We start from the raw sequence: 17,547 nt of genomic DNA on the forward strand, positions 1-17,547 counted from the left end.
GCTGACGCTCAGCGGTTCTGGTAACGGCCATTGCGGCCATGTGCCGGCATGGCCTGGTTGGCGCGTTCCGCAATCATCTGGCGCAGGCCGATCAATTCGATCCCCTGGCTCTTGAGCCTGGGGATTTCCCGTTCCAGCACTGCCAAGGTCTGTGGATAAGGGTGTCCAATCAGCACCGCCGAGCCTTGTTTGCGCGCCAGGGCGATACCCTGTTGCAACTGAGCGGTAATGGCCTCGGGTGTGCGTACGTCATCCAGAAATACATCCCGTGACACATGCGCGACATCCTGTGCCTGCGCCTCGGCTGCGGCGACGGTGGCGGCACTGGTGCGACTGTCGACAAAGAACAGATGGCGCCGCTGCAGCTCGCCCATCAACCACGTCATGGGGTCACGCTGTGCCGTCATGCGGCTGCCCATGTGGTTGTTGATGCCGGCTGCGTAGGGCACCTTGGCCAATGCTGCGTCCAGGCGCCGCGCCAGTTCTTCGATGGCGATACCTGGGTGCCAGGCATAGGGCCCGGTGGCCGGGTCCATGGGCATGTGCAGGATCACCGTCTTGCCGGCCTTGTGCGCCTGGCGTGCAAAGTCGGTGGCATGCGGGGTGTCGGGCATGATCGCCATGGTCACCGGCCCGGGCAGGGCCAGGGTACGGCCGTCACGCTCGGGGCTCTGGCCCAGGTCGTCGATGATGATGCTCATGTAGGCCTTGCTGGCCGGCGCCGCTTGCGCGATTCCGGCCATCAGGCAGAACAACAGGCACAGCAGATAACGCATGGGGTAGATCAGTCGCCCTTGGTGATGTTCAGGCCCTTGAGCAGGCTCAGGGCCTGGCTCAGCTGGAAGTCGTCATCCTGTGGGCGCTCCTTGCGTTTGCCACTGCCGGTCGGGCGGTCGGCGCCGCCGTTGCCGTTGCCCAGGTGACCCTGCAGGTCGGCTTCCTTGAAGTTGTCGGTGTCGGCTTCGGCGGTGAGCTTGGCCGGGCGTACTTCGATGTCGGGGACGATGCCCTGGGCCTGGATCGAGCGGCCATTGGGGGTGAAGTACAGCGCAGTGGTCAACTTCAGGGCGCGATCGTTGGCCAGCGGCAGCACGGTCTGCACCGAGCCTTTGCCGAAGCTGTCGGTACCCATCAGTACCGCGCGTTTCTGGTCTTGCAAGGCGCCGGCGACGATTTCCGAGGCCGAGGCACTGCCGCCGTTGATCAGCACTACCAATGGCACGCCTTCGCTGGCGTCGGCCGGGTCGGCCGAGAAGCGCAGCTCGGAGTTGGCGATGCGCCCCTTGGTGTAGACGATCAGGCCTTTGGTCAGGAAGTGGTCGGCCACTTCCACCGCCGACTGCAGCACGCCGCCCGGGTTGTTGCGCAGGTCCAATACCACGCCGCGCAGCTTCTTGCCGTTGTCCTTGCGCAGCTTGGCCAGCGCCTTGCCCACTTCGTCGCCAGTCTTGACCTGGAACTGGGTGATGCGAATGTAGCCGTAGTCGTTTTCCAGCAGTTGGCTCTTCACGCTCTTGACCTGGATGACAGCGCGGGCAAGGGTGACGTCGAACGGGGTACCGCCATCGCGCACCAAGGTCAGGGTGATCTTTTCACCGACCTTGCCGCGCATCTTGTCGACCGCCTCGGTCATGGTCTGGCCCCGGGTAGGAGCGCCGTTGATCTTGACGATCAGGTCACCCGCCTGCACGCCGGCACGCGAGGCCGGGGTGTCATCGATGGGCGAGACCACCTTGATGAAACCATCTTCCTGGCCCACTTCGATACCCAGCCCACCGAACTCGCCGCTGGTGCTTTCCTGCAGCTCCTGGAAGTCCTCGGGGCCGAGGTAAGCCGAGTGCGGATCGAGGTTGCTGAGCATGCCCTTGATGGCGTTTTCCAGCAGGGTCTTGTCGTCTACCGGCTCCACGTAGGCCGCCTTGATGCGGTCCATCACCTCGGCGAAGGTGCGCAGTTCCTCAAGCGGCAGAGGTGCCTTGGTGGTCACCTCGGTGGCCGGCTCTGCAGCCGGCTTGGCCGGCTCTGCGGCAGTGGCCAGGGGCGCGCCCACCGCCAGGGCGATGGACAGGGCCAGCTGGGTGAGACGAGGCGAGTGCAGCATGTCGAACGAACTCCTGATCCTGTAGGCGCTCCCTGGGGAGCATCGGCGTGGCCCGTGGGCTACGCCGTCGAAATTTGACTAGCCCCGGCACCACTGCGAAGGGTCGGTAGGGCGGCCCTGCTGGCGAATGGCGAAATACAAGCCGGCAGCATCCTGGCCGCCGCTGTCGCCAACAGTGGAAATGGCTTCGCCGGCCTTGACGATATCACCGGCGCTCTTGAGCAGGCTCTGGTTATGCCCATACAGGCTCAGGTAACCGTTGCCATGGTCGAGAATTACCAGAAGCCCGGCACCGCGCAACCAGTCGGCGAACACCACGCGCCCGCCGTGCACGGCACGTACCTGGGTGCCCGGGCTGGCGCTGATCATCACACCGTCCCACTTGGCACGGGCGTCGCTGCCGCGGGCATCACCGAAGCGTGCCAGCAATCGACCATTGACTGGCCAGGGAAGTTTTCCCCGCGCGGCAGAAAATGCGCCGCCATAGCTCGCGCCGTCGCTGGAAACCATCGGGCCCAGGGTGGTACGCGCCTTTTTCGGTGGCTCTGCGGGTTCGCTGTCTTGCGCGCGGGCGGCGGCTGCAGCCAGGGCCTTTTGCTGACGGCGTTTTTCCGCCTCCTGCTGGGCCAGCAAGGCTTTCTGGCGCGCCTCTTCGGCCTCGCGGGCCTGGCGGGCGAGGGTTTCCTCGATGGTCTTGAGCACTTTGGCCAGGTCGGCCTGGTCCTGCTCGCGCGACTGCAGCTTCTGGTCGCGGTCCTTCATGTCGCTGTTGAGCTTGGCCAGTACCTGCTGGCGTTTGCCACGCTCAACTTCCAGGGCCTGGCGGCGGCTGTCGAGGTCGGCGCGCTGGGCCAGCAGCTGTTCCTGCTGGTTGGCAATGTCCTTCTCAACGTTGGCCAGCTGGCGCAAGGTCTCGTTGAAGGTGCGCAGTTGCTCCAGGCGCGCCTTGCTCAGGTAGTCGTAGTAGGTGAGGGTGCGGGCGAACTTCTCGGGATTCTGCTGGTTGAGCAGCAGCTTCAGGTATTCCTCGCGGCCGTTCTGGTAGGCCGAACGGCCCTGGATGGCGATCAGTCGCTGTTGTTCAACGCGGGCGCTCTGGAGTTTTTTTTTCTCGGTATCAAGGCGCTCCAGCTCGCCCTCGGTCTTTTTTAGTTCTTGCTGCAGAGCCTCCACCTGCTTTTCGAGGTTGCCGATATCGGTCTCGGTGGCTTTGAGGTCCTTCTGCACACCGGCCTTTTCTTCCTGGAGCTTGCTCAGCGTCTTCTTGAGCTCGGCAATATCCTGGCGGGTGGCATCCAGTTGCTGCTGGGTCTGCGCACGCTCATCGGCGAATGCCGGACCGAGCAGGCAAGACAGGGCTAGGAGGATCAGGGCGCGAAGCATGGGGTTTGGCGTACCAAGGATGGAGACTGGCCTAGTATGCCCGCGTGGGCGTGCAAAAAAAATGCCTCGCTGCGGGTGCAGGGAGGCGTTTGTCTGGAATTCATGTGGAAAGAGGGCCGCAACGCGGCCCATGCACAGAATCAGGCGTCGACCAGGATCGAAGTACCGGTCATTTCCGCCGGTTTTTCCAACCCCAGCAGCTTCAGCATGGTCGGTGCCACGTCGGCCAGCACGCCACCATCACGCACTTTCAGGTTGCGCTTGCCCACATAGATGAACGGCACTGGCTCGGTGGTGTGCGCGGTATGTGCCTGGCCGGTGCTTTCGTCTTCCATCTGCTCGACGTTGCCGTGGTCGGCGGTGATCAGCGCTTCGCCACCCACCTTGTCCAGCGCGTCGACGATGCGGCCGACGCAGCCATCCAGGGCCTCGACGGCCTTCACTGCCGCTTCGAACACGCCCGTGTGGCCGACCATGTCGCCGTTGGCATAGTTGACCACGATCACGTCGTAGCGTTGCTGCTCGATAGCCTCGACGATGCGGTCGGTCACCTCCGGCGCGCTCATTTCCGGCTGCAGGTCGTAGGTGGCGACCTTCGGCGACGGGATCAGGATGCGTTCTTCGCCGTCGAACGGCTCTTCGCGGCCACCGGAGAAGAAGAAGGTCACGTGCGCATACTTCTCGGTTTCGGCGATGCGCAGCTGGGTCTTGCCGTTTTTCGCCAGGTACTCGCCCAGCACGTTGTTCAGGCTGGCCGGGGCGAAGGCGGCAGGTGCCGGGATCTTCGCCGAGTACTGGGTCAGGCCGATGTAGGCGGCCAGCTTGGGCAGGCGGGACCGCGGGAATTCGTTGAAGTCGGCTTCGACGAACACACGCGACAGCTCGCGGGCACGGTCGGCACGGAAGTTCATGAACACCACGGCGTCGCCATCTTCGACCTTGACCGCATCGCCGATGCGCGTGGCCTTCACGAACTCATCGCTCTCGTCACGGGCGTAGGCTGCTTCCAGGCCTGCCAGGGCGGTGTCGGCGGTGTACTCGGCAGCGCTGTCGACGATCAGGTTGTAGGCAGCGCTGACGCGGTCCCAGCGGTTGTCGCGGTCCATCGCGTAGTAACGGCCAATGAGGCTGGCGATGCGCCCCTTGCCCAGCCTGGCGAAGGTGGCGTCGAGCAGTTCGATGGACGACTGCGCGCTTCGTGGAGGCGTGTCGCGGCCATCGAGGAAGGCGTGCAGGTAGATCTTTTCTGCGCCTCGTTGCGCGGCCAGTTCGGCCATTGCCACCAGGTGGTCCTGGTGGCTGTGCACGCCACCGTCGGACAGCAGGCCGAGAATGTGCACGGCCTTGCCGGCAGCGGCGGCCTTGTCCACCGCTGCGGTCAGCACCGGGTTTTCGAAGAACTCGCCGTCGCGGATGGCCTTGGTCACCCGGGTGAAGTCCTGGTAGACGACGCGCCCGGCGCCGAGGTTCATGTGGCCGACTTCGGAGTTGCCCATCTGCCCGTCCGGCAGGCCGACATCCATGCCCGAGCCGGAAATGAGGCCATGCGGCTGGCTGGCGCGCAGGCGATCATAGACCGGTGTGTTGGCGGCGTAGATGGCGTTGTATTCGGGGCTTTCGCTGTGGCCGAAGCCATCCAGGATGATCAGGACCAGGGGTTTGGGCGTACTCATCAATCAAACTCACGGTTGTTCAAAGATGATAAAGACACGCATTTTAGGGCAAATACGCCATGGGCGGCGAATATTCGTCCCATCCGCCGACCGACGCGCGCAGGCACGGTGATGGGAGGAAGGTTTTGCCGCCGGCCCGTCGGGCTTTGGTGGCACTAAGGGGCTGTGTATACTGGCCGGCATTTTCAATCGCCTGGAACACCGCTGATGGTTGCTCACCTGATTCAATTCGCGACAGATCACTACATCCTGGTCGCGATCTTCGTTGTTCTGCTGGTCCTGCTGCTGCTCAATGAAATCCGCCGTGGCGGCCAGAGCCTGAGCAATGGCCAGCTGACCGCTCTGGTCAATGCTGACAAGGGCCTGGTCCTCGACATCCGCCCGTCCAAGGAATACGCCGCAGGCCATATCGTCGGCGCGATCAACATTCCGCAGGACAAAGTGGTCAACCGTCTGAGCGAGCTGGAAAAGCACAAAGCGAAGACCCTGATCGTCGTCGACGCAATGGGCCAGCAGTCCGGTGCTATCTGCAGCGAGCTGCTCAAGGCTGGTTACAACGCCGCCAAGCTGAGCGGTGGCGTTTCCAGCTGGAAAGCCGATAACCTGCCCCTGGTGAAGTGATATGAAGCCCGTCATCGTTTATTCCAGCGACTACTGCCCTTATTGCATGCGCGCCAAGTACCTGCTCGAGAGCAAGGGCGTTGCCTTCGAGGAAATCAAGGTCGACGGCAAGCCGCAGGTTCGTGCCGAGATGAGCCAGAAGGCCGGCCGTACATCGGTGCCGCAGATCTGGATCGGCAGCACCCACGTCGGTGGATGCGATGACCTCTATGCCCTGGAGCGCGCCGGCAAGCTCGACGCGCTGCTGGCGGCCTGATTTGCACTGCATTCAAAAACATTAGGATAAGGACCAGTCATGACTGACCAACAGACCAACGGCGCTGCTGCAGAAGACAACAGCCCTCAGTTCTCCATGCAGCGTATCTATGTGCGCGATCTGTCGTTCGAGGCCCCGAAAAGCCCACAGATCTTCCGTCAGAACTGGGAACCGAGCGTAGCCCTGGACCTGAACACCAAGCAGAAGGCCCTGGAAGGCGACTTCCATGAGGTGGTGCTGACCCTGTCGGTTACCGTGAAAAACGGTGAAGAGGTCGCCTTCATCGCTGAAGTACAGCAGGCCGGCATCTTCCTGATCAAGAACCTGGATGCGGCTTCGATGAGCCACACCCTGGGTGCATTCTGCCCGAACATCCTGTTCCCGTACGCCCGTGAGACGCTGGACAGCCTGGTGACCCGCGGTTCGTTCCCGGCCCTGATGCTGTCGCCGGTCAACTTCGACGCCCTGTACGCGCAGGAAATGCAGCGCATGCAGGAAGCCGGCGAAGCGCCGACCATGCAGTAACTTTGCTGTTTTGAAAAAGCGCCCTTCGAGGCGCTTTTTTGTTTCCTGTGCCGGCCCTGTCGCCGGCACTGCATCAGCTCCCGGCAAACCCGTTCTGCCGCCACGCCTCATACACCGTCACCGCTACGGTATTGGACAGGTTCAGGCTACGGCAACCTGGCCGCATCGGCAGGCGCAGGCGCTGTTCGTCCGGCAGGCTGTCCAGCACCTCGGCCGGCAAGCCACGGCTCTCCGGTCCGAACAGGAAGGCATCGCCCGGCTGGTAGGCCACTTCGTGAAATGGCCGCGAGCCCTTGGTGGTGAAGGCGAACAGCCGAGGGTTGCCCAGGCTTTCCAGGCATCCGGCCAGGCTCTCGTGGCGCTTGAGCGTGGCATACTCGTGGTAATCCAGCCCGGCGCGCCGCAGGCGCTTGTCATCCAGTTCGAAGCTGATGGGCTCGATCAGGTGCAGTTCGCAGCCGCTGTTGGCGCACAGGCGAATGATGTTGCCGGTATTCGGCGGTATTTCAGGTTGAAAAAGGATGACGTGAAACATGCACGGCTCCAAGCGTGAAGATGACGGGCATTCTACCCCTGAACCGGATGTGCGTTCGAAGGCGTTCCCGCGGGTCATGCTGTCGCTGGCGATTGTCGGGATCATGGTGGGGCTGATGATCGGCCGCCTGACCGCGCCCGAGGAGCGCGAACTGCAGCAGGTGCAGGTGGTGCAGGATGGCCTGGAGCTATGGTTCAACGCCGAGCCCCGGCTGCACGGCGAGAACGTGGAAGGCACGGTGGCGCTGCTGTTCCAGGCCCAGGGCAAGCGCCAGCAGGGGCAATTGAGCCTGCAAGGCAAACCGGTGAGCTGGAAAGTGCAGAAGAGCAAGGAAGGCTTGCTGCTGACGGTGGTGGCGGCGCGCCCCCTGCACGGCGAATGGGCCGGTGCAGAGGACGCTGGGCGCTGGCGGGTGCAGCTGAAACTGCACGAATAAAAGAGGGGATTTCCCGGCCTGCCTGTACCGAGGTCCCCAAAACGGGCGGTGTCGCGAATAAAAGAGGGGTTCACCCGGCCTGCCTGTACCAGGGCCCCCGAAACTGGGTATGTTTTAGTTAATGCAGGGGGCGTGCCAGTTCTGGAAAGCCTGTGAGTACTGGGCTTTCATGGGAATTTGGCCGTTTTTTGAGGGGATTTGTGCCTTCGAGAGGTGCATCGGGCACAGGATCGGTGCATCAGGGGCTGAAATGGCTGGGGCCGCAAAGCGGCCCCAAAGATCGAAGGGTTTATCCACTAGTCAGTGGTCATCACCTTCCTCATCGTCCCCACCTGCCACGTTCATCCCCAACTCCTTGATCTTGCGCGTCAGGGTATTGCGCCCCCAGCCCAGTAGCAACGCCGCATCCCGGCGGCGCCCGGCGGTATGCTTGAGCGCCGTCTCGATCATGATCCGTTCGAAGCTCGGCACTGCGCTGTCCAGCAGGTTGGACTGGCCACGGGTAAGTGCCTGGTCGGCCCACTGGCGCAGGGCCTGCTCCCAGTTGGTCACCGGCGCAGCGTCCTGCGGCAGGTTCAGCAGCTCGGGCGGCAGGTCGCCGATCAGTACTTCGCGGCTGGAGGCCATCACCGTGATCCAGCGGCACGTGTTCTCCATCTGCCGCACATTGCCCGGCCATGGCAGATTGCGGATGAACTCCTCGGTTTCCGGCTTGAGGATCTTCGGCTCGACCGCCAGTTCCTGCGCGGCACGGGCAAGGAAGTGGCGGGCCAGGGCCGGGATGTCCTCGCGCCGGTCGGCCAGCCGCGGGATATGGATGCGGATCACGTTCAGGCGGTGGAACAAGTCCTCACGGAATTTGCCGGCCTGTACCAGCGACTCAAGGTTCTGGTGGGTCGCGGCGATGATGCGCACGTCGACCTTGACCGGCACGTGGCCGCCCACGCGGTAGAACTCGCCATCAGCCAGCACCCGCAGCAGGCGGGTTTGAGTGTCGGCGGGCATGTCACCGATCTCGTCGAGAAACAGGGTACCGCCATCGGCCTGTTCGAAGCGGCCCCGGCGCAGGTTGGACGCGCCGGTGAAGGCGCCTTTCTCATGGCCGAACAGTTCCGACTCCATCAGGTCCTTGGGAATGGCGGCCATGTTCAGGGCGATGAAAGGTGAAGCCGCGCGCGGGCTATGGCGGTGCAGGGCGTGCGCGACCAGCTCTTTGCCGGTACCGGACTCGCCGTTGATCAGTACGGTGATGTTCGAGTGGCTGAGGCGGCCTATGGCGCGGAACACCTCCTGCATCGCTGGTGCTTCACCGATGATTTCCGGGGTGCGTGCCAGGTTCTGCGGCACGTCCAGCCCCTGTTGCTCCTGGGCGTGCTGATTGGCGCGCTTGACCAGCGAGACCGCCTCGTCCACGTCGAACGGCTTGGGCAGGTACTCGAAGGCTCCGCCTTGGTACGACGCTACGGCGCTGTCCAGGTCGGAATGGGCGGTCATGATGATGACCGGCAGACGAGGGTGTTGCTCGCGAATCTGCGCCAGCAGGTCAAGGCCGCTGGTGCCGGGCATGCGGATATCGGAAATGATCACATCCGGCTGCTGGCGTGCCAGGCGGCCCATTACGCCGTCTGCGCTGTCGAAGCTCTGGGTGGTCATGCCTTCCTGTTGCAGGGCTTTTTCCAGGACCCAGCGGATGGAACGATCATCGTCGACGATCCATACGGTTTCACTTCGGCTCATGAGGCGGTGGCTCCTTGTTCCAGGGGCAGGTAGATCGAGAAGGCGGTGTGGCCTGCATGGCTCTCACACTCGATCAGGCCTTGGTGCTGGCTGATGATGTTCTGGGTAATGGCCAGGCCCAGCCCGGTGCCGTCCGGGCGGCCGCTGACCATGGGGTAGAAGAGGGTGTCTTGCAGTTCCGGTGGAATACCGGGACCGTTGTCGATGAGCTCTACACGTGCCACCAGGCGATGGCGAACATGGCCGATGGTGAACTGGCGCAGGGCGCGGCTGCGCAGGGTGATGCGGCCCAGGCGCAGTTCGTTCTGGGAACTGATTGCCTGCATGGCGTTGCGCACGATGTTGAGCACGGCCTGGATCATCTGCTCACGGTCGATCAACACGTCCGGCAGGCTGGGATCGTAATCGCGCACCAAGGCGATGCAGCCCTGGCTTTCGGCTTCGACCAGGCTGCAGACCCGTTCCAGTACTTCGTGGATGTTGGTCATGGCCAGCGACGGCAGCTTGTTCGAACCGAGCATGCGGTCGACCAGGTTACGCAGGCGGTCAGCCTCCTCGATGATCACGTTGGTGTAGTCGCGCAGCCCTTCCTCGGGTAATTCGCGCGCCAGCAGCTGGGCTGCACCGCGAATGCCGCCGAGGGGGTTCTTGATTTCGTGGGCGAGGCCGCGCACGAGCATCTTGGTGGTTTCCTGCTTGCTCAGCTGGGCCTCTTCCTTGGTGATGCGCAGCAGCCGGTCACGCGGGTGCACCTCGAGCAGCAGTAGGGTCTGGCCCTGGTGCAGGATTGGCGTTACCGCGTAGTCGACAGTGATGGTCTGCCCGGTCAGCGAAGTGAGCTGCGCTTCGCGCTTGGTGAACGGGTGCGCCTGTTCGACAGCCTGGCGCAGCGAGCTGAGGGCCTCGCTCGATTCGGTGAACAGCTCGCTGATGAACTGCCCGTGGCTGCGCTGCCCACTGACCGCCAGCAGCATTTCCGCAGCCGGATTCATGTACTCCAGGCACAGCTCGGCGTTGAGCAGTAGCGTGGCAGTGGTCAGGTTGTCCAGAAGCAGACGGTGCTGTGCATCGCTGATGGTCATAAGGCGTCGGTGACCTCTTTTGGCGCTTGTCTGGCACGGGAGCGGGCATGGTTGGCCGCGTGTTGGATCCGCTGATTCCAGTCTCCTTGCGCAAATGCAAGAAACAAACCAAGGCTCCGAAAGGAAGCGGAAATCGGCCAATAACAGCCTGAAATTTCGCACATTTGCACCAGAATGTGCTGGTGTAACGGTTCATGTGATCTTTTTTGGGGTGCATTCAGGGGCGCGAGCCCACAAAATGCACCAATATGGAGCATAGAGGTTTCGTGGCTAATCGCATAATTGGCCAGTGGCGCGAATCAAGGCGTGTTTCATCAGCTGCGGCAAGGCACGCTCGTTGATCGAGGTCGCCAGGCGTTGGTTGCAATCGACCCTGGATTCGTTGGGCAGGCTGGCCAGACCTTTCAGCAACCTGGCTTGCAGGGCATCCAGTTCGGGGCGTAACTCATGCTGAAGATCCCGACGAGGTGTATCTGGCGCTTGGCCTTGGCTGTGCCATTGGTTAAGAAAACTGTATTGCACCATTTTGTGCGCCTCGATCTGGTCGGCAAAAAAGGACGCTGCCCGTTCGCCTGGCAGTCCATAGCGCCACGCGTTGTTGCGCACGTCATTCAGTATTTGCCGTTCGCGCTTGCTGTCCTGTACGGGTTGAGTCTTGTCCCATTTGTGCAGTGCGACGAACTCGGCATTTGCCAGGCGATGCTCGATATCATCGAGCAAGGTTTCCAGCGGCCCCTCATCTGCCGGTTGTCGCCTTGGGCATTGGCCTTGCGGTGTGGAAAAGGCCAGGTCTTCGTTTGCAGCATGGAAAACCATCACCGTGGCGGCTTGTCGCATGGTTTTGCCGCGGTGCACCTCGTCTACCAGCTCAGCCAGTGTGTCACCCGCGATCAGTCTTGTTCGCTCACCGTCGGTGGTTTCCACCTCCAGCTCACCTTCCGCCAGATAACCGAGGTTGAGCGCCTGATGGCAGTGCCAGTCGAGGGTGGTATGGGCAGGGATGCTGACTTTCACCAGCGATAGTACCGGCTGTCCTTCGGGGTACCGGGTGTAGGGGGTACCTTCCCAGCTGCCGGTGGCGCGATGAAGCACTTGCGTGTGTACCGTCCCGGGCTGGCTACTGCAACCAGAGAGGAGGGCGGACAAGGTCAGGACTGCGGGTAGAAATCGGCTCATTGCATGACGTCCGTTGATGAATGGACGTCTACCCTGCGAGTTGTTGCTGCGCAGAACTGTCAGTGGGATCCCTGCGCGCTGTAGGAACTAGAGCGAGAAAGCGAAGCAACGAAAACGGCCTCCCGAGGGAGGCCGTTGTGATCATGCCATCAGCGCAAGGCGCCGATCAGATCAGCAGCTGTAGTACAGCTCGTATTCCAGCGGGTGCACGAAGGTACGGACCTTGATCTCTTCTTCGCTCTTCAGTTCGATGAAGGCATCGATGAAGTCGTCGGAGAACACGCCGCCCTTGGTCAGGAACGCACGGCCTTTGTCCAGCTCTTCCAGGGCTTCCTTCAGGCTACCGCAAACCTGCGGAATGTCCTTGGCCTCTTCAGGCGGCAGGTCGTACAGGTTCTTGTCGGCGGCATCGCCTGGGTGGATCTTGTTCTGGATACCATCCAGGCCGGCCATCAGCAGGGCGGCGAAGGCCAGGTATGGGTTGGCCGATGGGTCCGGGAAGCGTGCTTCGATACGGCGGGCTTTCGGGCTGCCGACGTAAGGGATGCGGATCGAGGCGGAACGGTTGCGCGCCGAGTAGGCCAGCATTACCGGGGCTTCGAAACCTGGGACCAGGCGCTTGTAGGAGTTGGTCGACGGGTTGGTGAAGCCGTTCAGGGCTTTGCCGTGCCTGATAATGCCGCCGATGAAGTACAGAGCGGTATCGGACAGGCCGGCATAGCCTTCGCCCGCGAAGGTGTTCTTGCCGTCTTTCCAGATCGACATGTGCACGTGCATGCCCGAACCGTTGTCACCGTACAGTGGCTTCGGCATGAAGGTAGCGGTGCGGCCGTAAGCGTCGGCAACGTTGTGCACCACGTATTTCAGGGCCTGTACTTCGTCTGCCTTCTTCACCAGGGTGTTGAACTTGACGCCGATTTCGTTCTGACCGGCAGTCGCCACTTCGTGGTGGTGGACTTCGACGGTCTGGCCCATTTCTTCCAGTGCGTTGCACATGGCAGTACGGATTTCATGGTCGTGGTCGAACGGCGGGACCGGGAAGTAGCCGCCTTTCACGCCCGGACGATGGCCCTTGTTGCCGCCTTCGATGTCAGCGCCGGTCATCCACGAGCCTTGCTCGGAGAAGATCTTGAACATCGAACCGGAAATGTCCGACTGGAACTTCACTTCGTCGAAGATGAAGAACTCTGGCTCGGGGCCGGCGAATACGGTGTCACCGATGCCGGTGCTCTTCAGGTACTCTTCGGCGCGCTTGGCGATGGCACGTGGGTCACGGTCGTAGCCCTGCATGCTCGACGGGTCGACGATGTCGCAGGTCAGGATCAGGGTCGGCTCTTCGGTGAACGGGTCGAGTACGGCAGTTTCGTCGACCGGCATCAGGATCATGTCGGAGGCTTCGATGCCTTTCCAGCCTGCGATGGAGGAGCCGTCGAACATCTTGCCGACTTCGAAGAAGTCGTCGTCCAGCGCATCACGCGCCGGCATGGTCACGTGGTGCTGAGTGCCTTTGGTGTCCGTGAAACGCAGATCAATCCACTTGACGTCATGATCTTTGATGAGTTGAACCGACTTCGACATGTTGTCCTCCGGATGGTCTAGAGCGCGGTGGGCCGCTGCCCTGGAAAAAGGGTGTTGCCGGGCGCGGATAGTCGGCCAAGCGTACCTGCCTCACAAGGGAGCAAATTGCATGCCAGTGCCCGAAAATGGCGAGGGCGGGATAAAAAGGGGCGGTTGTGGGCATCTGGCAGGGGGTTGAGTCGGAAAAGTGCACTCTAACGAGGCGGTTTTCGGTGCCTGTGCACCAATAGTGTGCATTGGCTGATTATCGTGCGTTTTTTGAGGGCCTCTTCGTGGGTGAACCCCCTCCCACAGGAGCGCACAGATTTCGAAGGCTGTGACATTCCTGTGGGAGCGGGTTCACCCGCGAAAGGGCCGGGACAGGCAGCACAAACCCTGCTTCCTGCATTTATCTGCAAGCTTCTGATCAAAAGTTGGTCAAATCCTGAGCAATTTCCGCTATAATTCGCGCCCCTCATTTTCGGCAGGCCCTGCGCGCGCTGTTAACCAATGAAACTTATCGTCAAAGTCTTCCCAGAAATCACCATCAAGAGCCGGCCGGTGCGCAAGCGCTTCATCCGCCAGCTCGGCAAGAACATCCGCAACGTGCTCAAGGACCTTGACCCTGAGCTCGTGGTCGATGGTGTCTGGGACAATCTCGAAGTGGTCACCCGCGTCGAAGACGAGAAAGTCCAGCGCGAGATGATCGAGCGCCTCACCTGCACGCCGGGTATCACCCATTTCCTGCAGGTAGAGGAGTACCCGCTGGGGGACTTCGACGACATCGTTGCCAAGTGCAAGCAGCACTTCGGTCACTTGCTGGCCGGCAAGCACTTCGCCGTGCGCTGCAAGCGCGGCGGCCACCACGACTTCACTTCGATGGACGTCGACCGCTACGTCGGCAGTCAGCTGCGCCAGCAGTGCGGTGCGGCCGGCATCGAGCTGAAAAACCCGGACGTGCTGGTGCGCATCGAAATCCGCGACCAGCGCCTGTACGTGATCCACAACCAGCACCAGGGCATCGGCGGCTATCCGCTGGGCGCCCTGGAGCAGACCCTGGTGCTGATGTCCGGTGGCTTCGACTCCACCGTGGCGGCCTACCAGATGATGCGCCGTGGCTTGATGACCCACTTCTGTTTCTTCAACCTCGGCGGCCGTGCGCACGAGCTGGGCGTGATGGAAGTGGCCCACTACCTGTGGAAGAAGTTCGGCAGCAGCCAGCGCGTGCTGTTCATCAGCGTACCGTTCGAAGAAGTGGTCGGCGAGATCCTCAACAAGGTCGACAACAGCTACATGGGCGTAACCCTCAAGCGCATGATGCTGCGCGGTGCCGCACGCATGGCCGACCGCCTGGAGATCGACGCACTGGTCACTGGCGAGGCGATTTCCCAGGTGTCCAGCCAGACACTGCCGAACCTGTCGATCATCGACTCGGCCACCGACAAGCTGGTCCTGCGCCCGCTGCTGGCCAGCCACAAGCAGGACATCATCGACCAGGCCTACGCGATCGGTACCGCCGATTTCGCCAAGCACATGCCGGAATACTGCGGCGTGATCTCGGTGAACCCGACTACCCATGCCAAGCGCCACCGCATGGAGCATGAAGAGAAGCAGTTCGACATGGCCGTGCTGGAGCGCGCCCTGGAGCGCGCCCGGCTGATTTCCATCGACCACGTGATCGATGAGCTGGGCAAGGACATCGAAATCGAGGAAGTGACCGAGGCGCTGCCCGGCCAGATCGTCATCGATATTCGTCACCCCGATGCCCAGGAAGACGAACCTCTGGTGCTGGACGGTATCGAAGTCCAGGCCATGCCGTTCTACGCGATCAACAGCAAGTTCAAGCACCTGGACGCCAACCGCCAGTACTTGCTGTATTGCGACAAAGGTGTGATGAGCCGCCTGCACGCACACCACCTGCTCAGTGAGGGACATGCCAATGTGCGTGTTTATCGTCCGGCATAAGATGCCAGGGCTGTATGGCGGCAGCATCCGCCATCGCCCTCCCGACCATCGGGCCCGCTGAGCCTCAAAGCGTACATATTCGCCGCCTACACTGGCGGCAACCGAATCCTCTGATCGAGATACAGTTGTGATCGAAAATCTGCGTAACATCGCCATCATCGCCCACGTTGACCATGGTAAAACCACCCTGGTCGACAAACTCCTGCGCCAGTCCGGCACCCTGGAGCGTAACGAGCTCAACGACGAGCGCGTGATGGACTCCAACGACCAGGAAAAAGAGCGCGGCATTACCATCCTGGCGAAAAACACTGCCATCCGCTGGAACGACTACCGCATCAACATCGTCGACACCCCCGGCCACGCCGACTTCGGTGGCGAGGTTGAGCGCGTGATGTCGATGGTCGATTCGGTGCTGCTGCTGGTCGACGCCCAGGACGGCCCGATGCCGCAAACCCGCTTCGTGACCAAGAAGGCTTTCGAAGCCGGCCTGAAGCCGATCGTGGTCATCAACAAGGTCGACCGCCCGGGCGCACGTCCTGACTGGGTTCTGGACCAGATCTTCGACCTGTTCGACAACCTCGGCGCCACCGACGACCAGCTGGATTTCCAGGTTGTCTACGCCTCGGCCCTGAACGGCATCGCCGGCCTGGACCACACCAACATGGCCGAAGACATGACCCCGCTGTACCAGGCCATCGTCGACCACGTACCGGCCCCGACCGTTGACGTCGACGGCCCGTTCCAGATGCAGATCTCGGCACTGGACTACAACAGCTTCCTCGGCGTGATCGGCGTTGGTCGCATCGCCCGCGGCCGCATCAAGCCGAACACCCCGGTCATCGCCATCGACACCGAAGGCAAGAAGCGCAACGGCCGTATCCTGAAGCTGATGGGCCACCACGGCCTGCACCGCGTCGACGTCGAAGAAGCCACTGCTGGCGACATCGTCTGCATCAGCGGTTTCGACGAGCTGTTCATTTCCGACACCCTGTGCGACATGAACCACGTCGAAGCCATGAAGCCGCTGACCGTTGACGAGCCGACTGTTTCGATGACCTTCCAGGTCAACGACTCGCCGTTCTGCGGCAAGGAAGGCAAGTTCGTCACCAGCCGTAATATCAAGGAACGTCTGGACAAGGAGCTGCTGTACAACGTTGCACTGCGCGTTGAAGAAGGCGACTCGGCTGACAAGTTCAAGGTTTCCGGCCGTGGTGAGTTGCACCTGTCGGTACTGATCGAAACCATGCGTCGTGAAGGCTTCGAGATGGCCGTAGGCCGTCCTGAAGTGATCATCCGCGAGGTGAACGGCGTCAAGCAGGAACCGTACGAGAACGTCACCATCGACATCCCTGAAGAATCCCAGGGCAAGGTCATGGAAGAAATGGGCCTGCGTAAAGGCGACCTGACCAACATGGCGCCGGATGGCAAGGGCCGTGTACGTCTGGAATACAACGTACCTGCTCGTGGCCTGATCGGTTTCCGTAACCAGTTCCTGACCCTGACCAACGGTGCCGGCATCCTGACCTCGATCTTCGATCGCTACGACACCATGAAGCCAGGCCATATGTCCGGCCGCCTGAACGGTGTACTGGTTTCGATCGAGACCGGCAAGGCGCTGACCTACTCGCTGGAAACCCTGCAGGCGCGCGGCAAGCTGTTCATCGAGCACGGCCAGGATATCTACAACGGCCAGATCATCGGCCTGAACAGCCGTGACAACGACCTGGGCGTGAACCCGACCAAAGGCAAGAAGCTCGACAACATGCGTGCATCGGGCAAGGACGAAGTCATCGCCCTGGTACCGCCGGTTCGCCACACCCTGGAACAGGCCCTGGAATTCATCCAGGATGACGAGCTGTGCGAAGTCACGCCGAAGTCGATCCGCCTGCGCAAGAAGATCCTGGACGAAGGCGAGCGTACCCGCGCTGCCAAGAAAGCCAAGGCTTGATCGTCTAGCGTGAGCTGAAAGAAAACGCCCCCGGTCGCAAGGCCGGGGGCGTTTTTGTATGGCTTCGGATTCTGGGGCCGCAAAGCAGCCCTGAAATCTCACGCATTACGCGTTCTCAGCGCCCGACCACTTTCGGCTTGTAGGCACAATACCCCGGTCGGGGCCCGACCTTGGGGTGGTTGCGGCAAGTGTCCGGGCGCTTGTCGTAAATGGTGCACAGCCGGCTCTTGCGGTCCAGATACAGGCAGTCGTCGTTGCTCATGCGGGTCAGGGTGAAGATTCCCGACTTCTGGTTGAAGCGTTCGATGATGCCTTCTTTCTGCAGGCGCTTGGCGATGTTCTTGGGCGGTTCGTCTTTTTCGAACTCGTCGACCACGCCGATACGGATCAGATCCTTGATCTTCACCTCCACCGGCAGGGTGCAGCAGGTCGAATGGCAGCCATGGCACATGTTGCTGGTGTAGCGCTGCCAGGTCTCCAGGCGGTCGACTTCGGCCGCGGCGATCAGGGTCGTTTTCATCGTTATGGGGGTGTATCACGGTCTTGGGGCGC

At 61.7% G+C, this 17,547-nt stretch carries 16 protein-coding genes; 6 read left to right on the forward strand and 10 right to left on the reverse strand.

The window, feature by feature from the left end; genetic code table 11:
• Positions 1 to 8: 8 nt before the first annotated feature.
• The 4 genes from B4L76_RS12125 to gpmI all read right to left on the reverse strand — a co-directional run bounded on the left by B4L76_RS12125 (position 9) and on the right by gpmI (position 5,160).
• Positions 9 to 776, reverse strand: coding sequence for a divergent polysaccharide deacetylase family protein (locus B4L76_RS12125; RefSeq protein ID WP_296232749.1), 768 nt, complete (start codon positions 774 to 776; stop codon positions 9 to 11).
• Positions 777 to 784: 8 nt separating this feature from the next.
• Positions 785 to 2,101: a S41 family peptidase gene (locus B4L76_RS12130; RefSeq protein ID WP_296232750.1), complete on the reverse strand. Its 1,317-nt coding sequence runs from the start codon at positions 2,099 to 2,101 to the stop codon at positions 785 to 787.
• A gap of 78 nt (positions 2,102 to 2,179) precedes the next feature.
• On the reverse strand, positions 2,180 to 3,484 hold the full coding sequence (locus B4L76_RS12135; protein ID WP_296232751.1) for a murein hydrolase activator EnvC family protein: 1,305 nt from the start codon (positions 3,482 to 3,484) through the stop codon (positions 2,180 to 2,182).
• Positions 3,485 to 3,624: 140 nt separating this feature from the next.
• Entirely contained in the window at positions 3,625 to 5,160 is a 1,536-nt protein-coding gene (gene gpmI / locus B4L76_RS12140) for a 2,3-bisphosphoglycerate-independent phosphoglycerate mutase (RefSeq protein WP_296232752.1), read from the reverse strand.
• Between the two features lie 204 nt (positions 5,161 to 5,364).
• Between gpmI and B4L76_RS12145 the strand changes: the two genes are divergently transcribed.
• From B4L76_RS12145 to secB, 3 genes are read left to right on the forward strand one after another with little or no spacing between them, the layout of a single operon-like run.
• On the forward strand, positions 5,365 to 5,778 hold the full coding sequence (locus B4L76_RS12145; RefSeq protein WP_186672247.1) for a rhodanese-like domain-containing protein: 414 nt from the start codon (positions 5,365 to 5,367) through the stop codon (positions 5,776 to 5,778).
• 1 nt (position 5,779) lies between these two features.
• Positions 5,780 to 6,034: a glutaredoxin 3 gene (gene grxC, locus B4L76_RS12150; RefSeq protein WP_003249204.1), complete on the forward strand. Its 255-nt coding sequence runs from the start codon at positions 5,780 to 5,782 to the stop codon at positions 6,032 to 6,034.
• Between the two features lie 39 nt (positions 6,035 to 6,073).
• Positions 6,074 to 6,559, forward strand: coding sequence for a protein-export chaperone SecB (gene secB / locus B4L76_RS12155; RefSeq protein WP_296232758.1), 486 nt, complete (start codon positions 6,074 to 6,076; stop codon positions 6,557 to 6,559).
• Between the two features lie 73 nt (positions 6,560 to 6,632).
• On the opposite strand, the gene trmL is transcribed toward secB, so the two are convergent.
• A complete protein-coding gene (trmL, locus tag B4L76_RS12160; RefSeq protein WP_296232759.1) occupies positions 6,633 to 7,094 on the reverse strand; it encodes a tRNA (uridine(34)/cytosine(34)/5-carboxymethylaminomethyluridine(34)-2'-O)-methyltransferase TrmL in 462 nt (153 codons plus the stop codon).
• Here trmL and B4L76_RS12165 point away from each other — a divergent pair.
• Positions 7,093 to 7,530 (forward strand): hypothetical protein, encoded by a 438-nt coding sequence (locus tag B4L76_RS12165; protein ID WP_296232760.1) that lies wholly within the window; start codon positions 7,093 to 7,095, stop codon positions 7,528 to 7,530. The genes trmL and B4L76_RS12165 overlap by 2 nt on opposite strands.
• A 300-nt stretch (positions 7,531 to 7,830) precedes the next feature.
• Here B4L76_RS12165 and ntrC read toward each other — a convergent pair whose 3' ends face one another.
• The 4 genes from ntrC to glnA all read right to left on the reverse strand — a co-directional run bounded on the left by ntrC (position 7,831) and on the right by glnA (position 13,103).
• The gene (gene ntrC / locus B4L76_RS12170) at positions 7,831 to 9,267 is read right to left on the reverse strand and encodes a nitrogen regulation protein NR(I) (RefSeq protein WP_296232762.1); all 1,437 of its coding nucleotides are present in this window, start codon (positions 9,265 to 9,267) and stop codon (positions 7,831 to 7,833) included.
• A complete protein-coding gene (gene glnL / locus B4L76_RS12175) occupies positions 9,264 to 10,349 on the reverse strand; it encodes a nitrogen regulation protein NR(II) (RefSeq protein ID WP_296232763.1) in 1,086 nt (361 codons plus the stop codon). The genes ntrC and glnL overlap by 4 nt, the downstream gene beginning before the upstream one ends.
• A 270-nt stretch (positions 10,350 to 10,619) precedes the next feature.
• On the reverse strand, positions 10,620 to 11,273 hold the full coding sequence (locus tag B4L76_RS12180) for a chorismate mutase (protein WP_296232764.1): 654 nt from the start codon (positions 11,271 to 11,273) through the stop codon (positions 10,620 to 10,622).
• Positions 11,274 to 11,696: 423 nt separating this feature from the next.
• A complete protein-coding gene (gene glnA / locus B4L76_RS12185) occupies positions 11,697 to 13,103 on the reverse strand; it encodes a type I glutamate--ammonia ligase (protein ID WP_296232765.1) in 1,407 nt (468 codons plus the stop codon).
• A gap of 489 nt (positions 13,104 to 13,592) precedes the next feature.
• On the opposite strand from glnA, the gene thiI reads away from it, so the two are divergent.
• Together thiI and typA are read left to right on the forward strand one after the other, a co-directional pair.
• Complete coding sequence (thiI, locus tag B4L76_RS12190; RefSeq protein WP_296232766.1) at positions 13,593 to 15,047, forward strand: tRNA uracil 4-sulfurtransferase ThiI; 1,455 nt, start codon at positions 13,593 to 13,595, stop codon at positions 15,045 to 15,047.
• Positions 15,048 to 15,174: 127 nt separating this feature from the next.
• Positions 15,175 to 16,995: a translational GTPase TypA gene (gene typA, locus B4L76_RS12195; RefSeq protein WP_225779565.1), complete on the forward strand. Its 1,821-nt coding sequence runs from the start codon at positions 15,175 to 15,177 to the stop codon at positions 16,993 to 16,995.
• Positions 16,996 to 17,110: 115 nt separating this feature from the next.
• Here typA and B4L76_RS12200 read toward each other — a convergent pair whose 3' ends face one another.
• Positions 17,111 to 17,515 carry a YkgJ family cysteine cluster protein gene (locus B4L76_RS12200; protein WP_296232767.1) on the reverse strand — a complete coding sequence of 135 codons (405 nt, stop codon included), beginning with the start codon at positions 17,513 to 17,515 and terminating at the stop codon, positions 17,111 to 17,113.
• Between the last annotated feature and the right edge of the window lie 32 nt (positions 17,516 to 17,547).

Source organism: Pseudomonas sp. UBA4617 (genome assembly GCF_002386445.1).
Classification (GTDB): domain Bacteria; phylum Pseudomonadota; class Gammaproteobacteria; order Pseudomonadales; family Pseudomonadaceae; genus Aquipseudomonas.

What these genes read in the sequence shown, in the direction of transcription:
- ntrC (WP_296232762.1), bottom strand. Translation starts at nt 9,267, where the DNA reads ATGAGCCGAAGTGAAACCGTATGGATCGTCGACGATGATCGTTCCATC.
- B4L76_RS12135 (WP_296232751.1), bottom strand. Translation starts at nt 3,484, where the DNA reads ATGCTTCGCGCCCTGATCCTCCTAGCCCTGTCTTGCCTGCTCGGTCCG.
- thiI (WP_296232766.1), top strand. Translation starts at nt 13,593, where the DNA reads ATGAAACTTATCGTCAAAGTCTTCCCAGAAATCACCATCAAGAGCCGG.
- B4L76_RS12130 (WP_296232750.1), bottom strand. Translation starts at nt 2,101, where the DNA reads ATGCTGCACTCGCCTCGTCTCACCCAGCTGGCCCTGTCCATCGCCCTG.
- B4L76_RS12200 (WP_296232767.1), bottom strand. Translation starts at nt 17,515, where the DNA reads ATGAAAACGACCCTGATCGCCGCGGCCGAAGTCGACCGCCTGGAGACC.
- B4L76_RS12145 (WP_186672247.1), top strand. Translation starts at nt 5,365, where the DNA reads ATGGTTGCTCACCTGATTCAATTCGCGACAGATCACTACATCCTGGTC.
- glnA (WP_296232765.1), bottom strand. Translation starts at nt 13,103, where the DNA reads ATGTCGAAGTCGGTTCAACTCATCAAAGATCATGACGTCAAGTGGATT.
- trmL (WP_296232759.1), bottom strand. Translation starts at nt 7,094, where the DNA reads ATGTTTCACGTCATCCTTTTTCAACCTGAAATACCGCCGAATACCGGC.
- B4L76_RS12125 (WP_296232749.1), bottom strand. Translation starts at nt 776, where the DNA reads ATGCGTTATCTGCTGTGCCTGTTGTTCTGCCTGATGGCCGGAATCGCG.
- glnL (WP_296232763.1), bottom strand. Translation starts at nt 10,349, where the DNA reads ATGACCATCAGCGATGCACAGCACCGTCTGCTTCTGGACAACCTGACC.
- grxC (WP_003249204.1), top strand. Translation starts at nt 5,780, where the DNA reads ATGAAGCCCGTCATCGTTTATTCCAGCGACTACTGCCCTTATTGCATG.
- B4L76_RS12165 (WP_296232760.1), top strand. Translation starts at nt 7,093, where the DNA reads ATGCACGGCTCCAAGCGTGAAGATGACGGGCATTCTACCCCTGAACCG.
- secB (WP_296232758.1), top strand. Translation starts at nt 6,074, where the DNA reads ATGACTGACCAACAGACCAACGGCGCTGCTGCAGAAGACAACAGCCCT.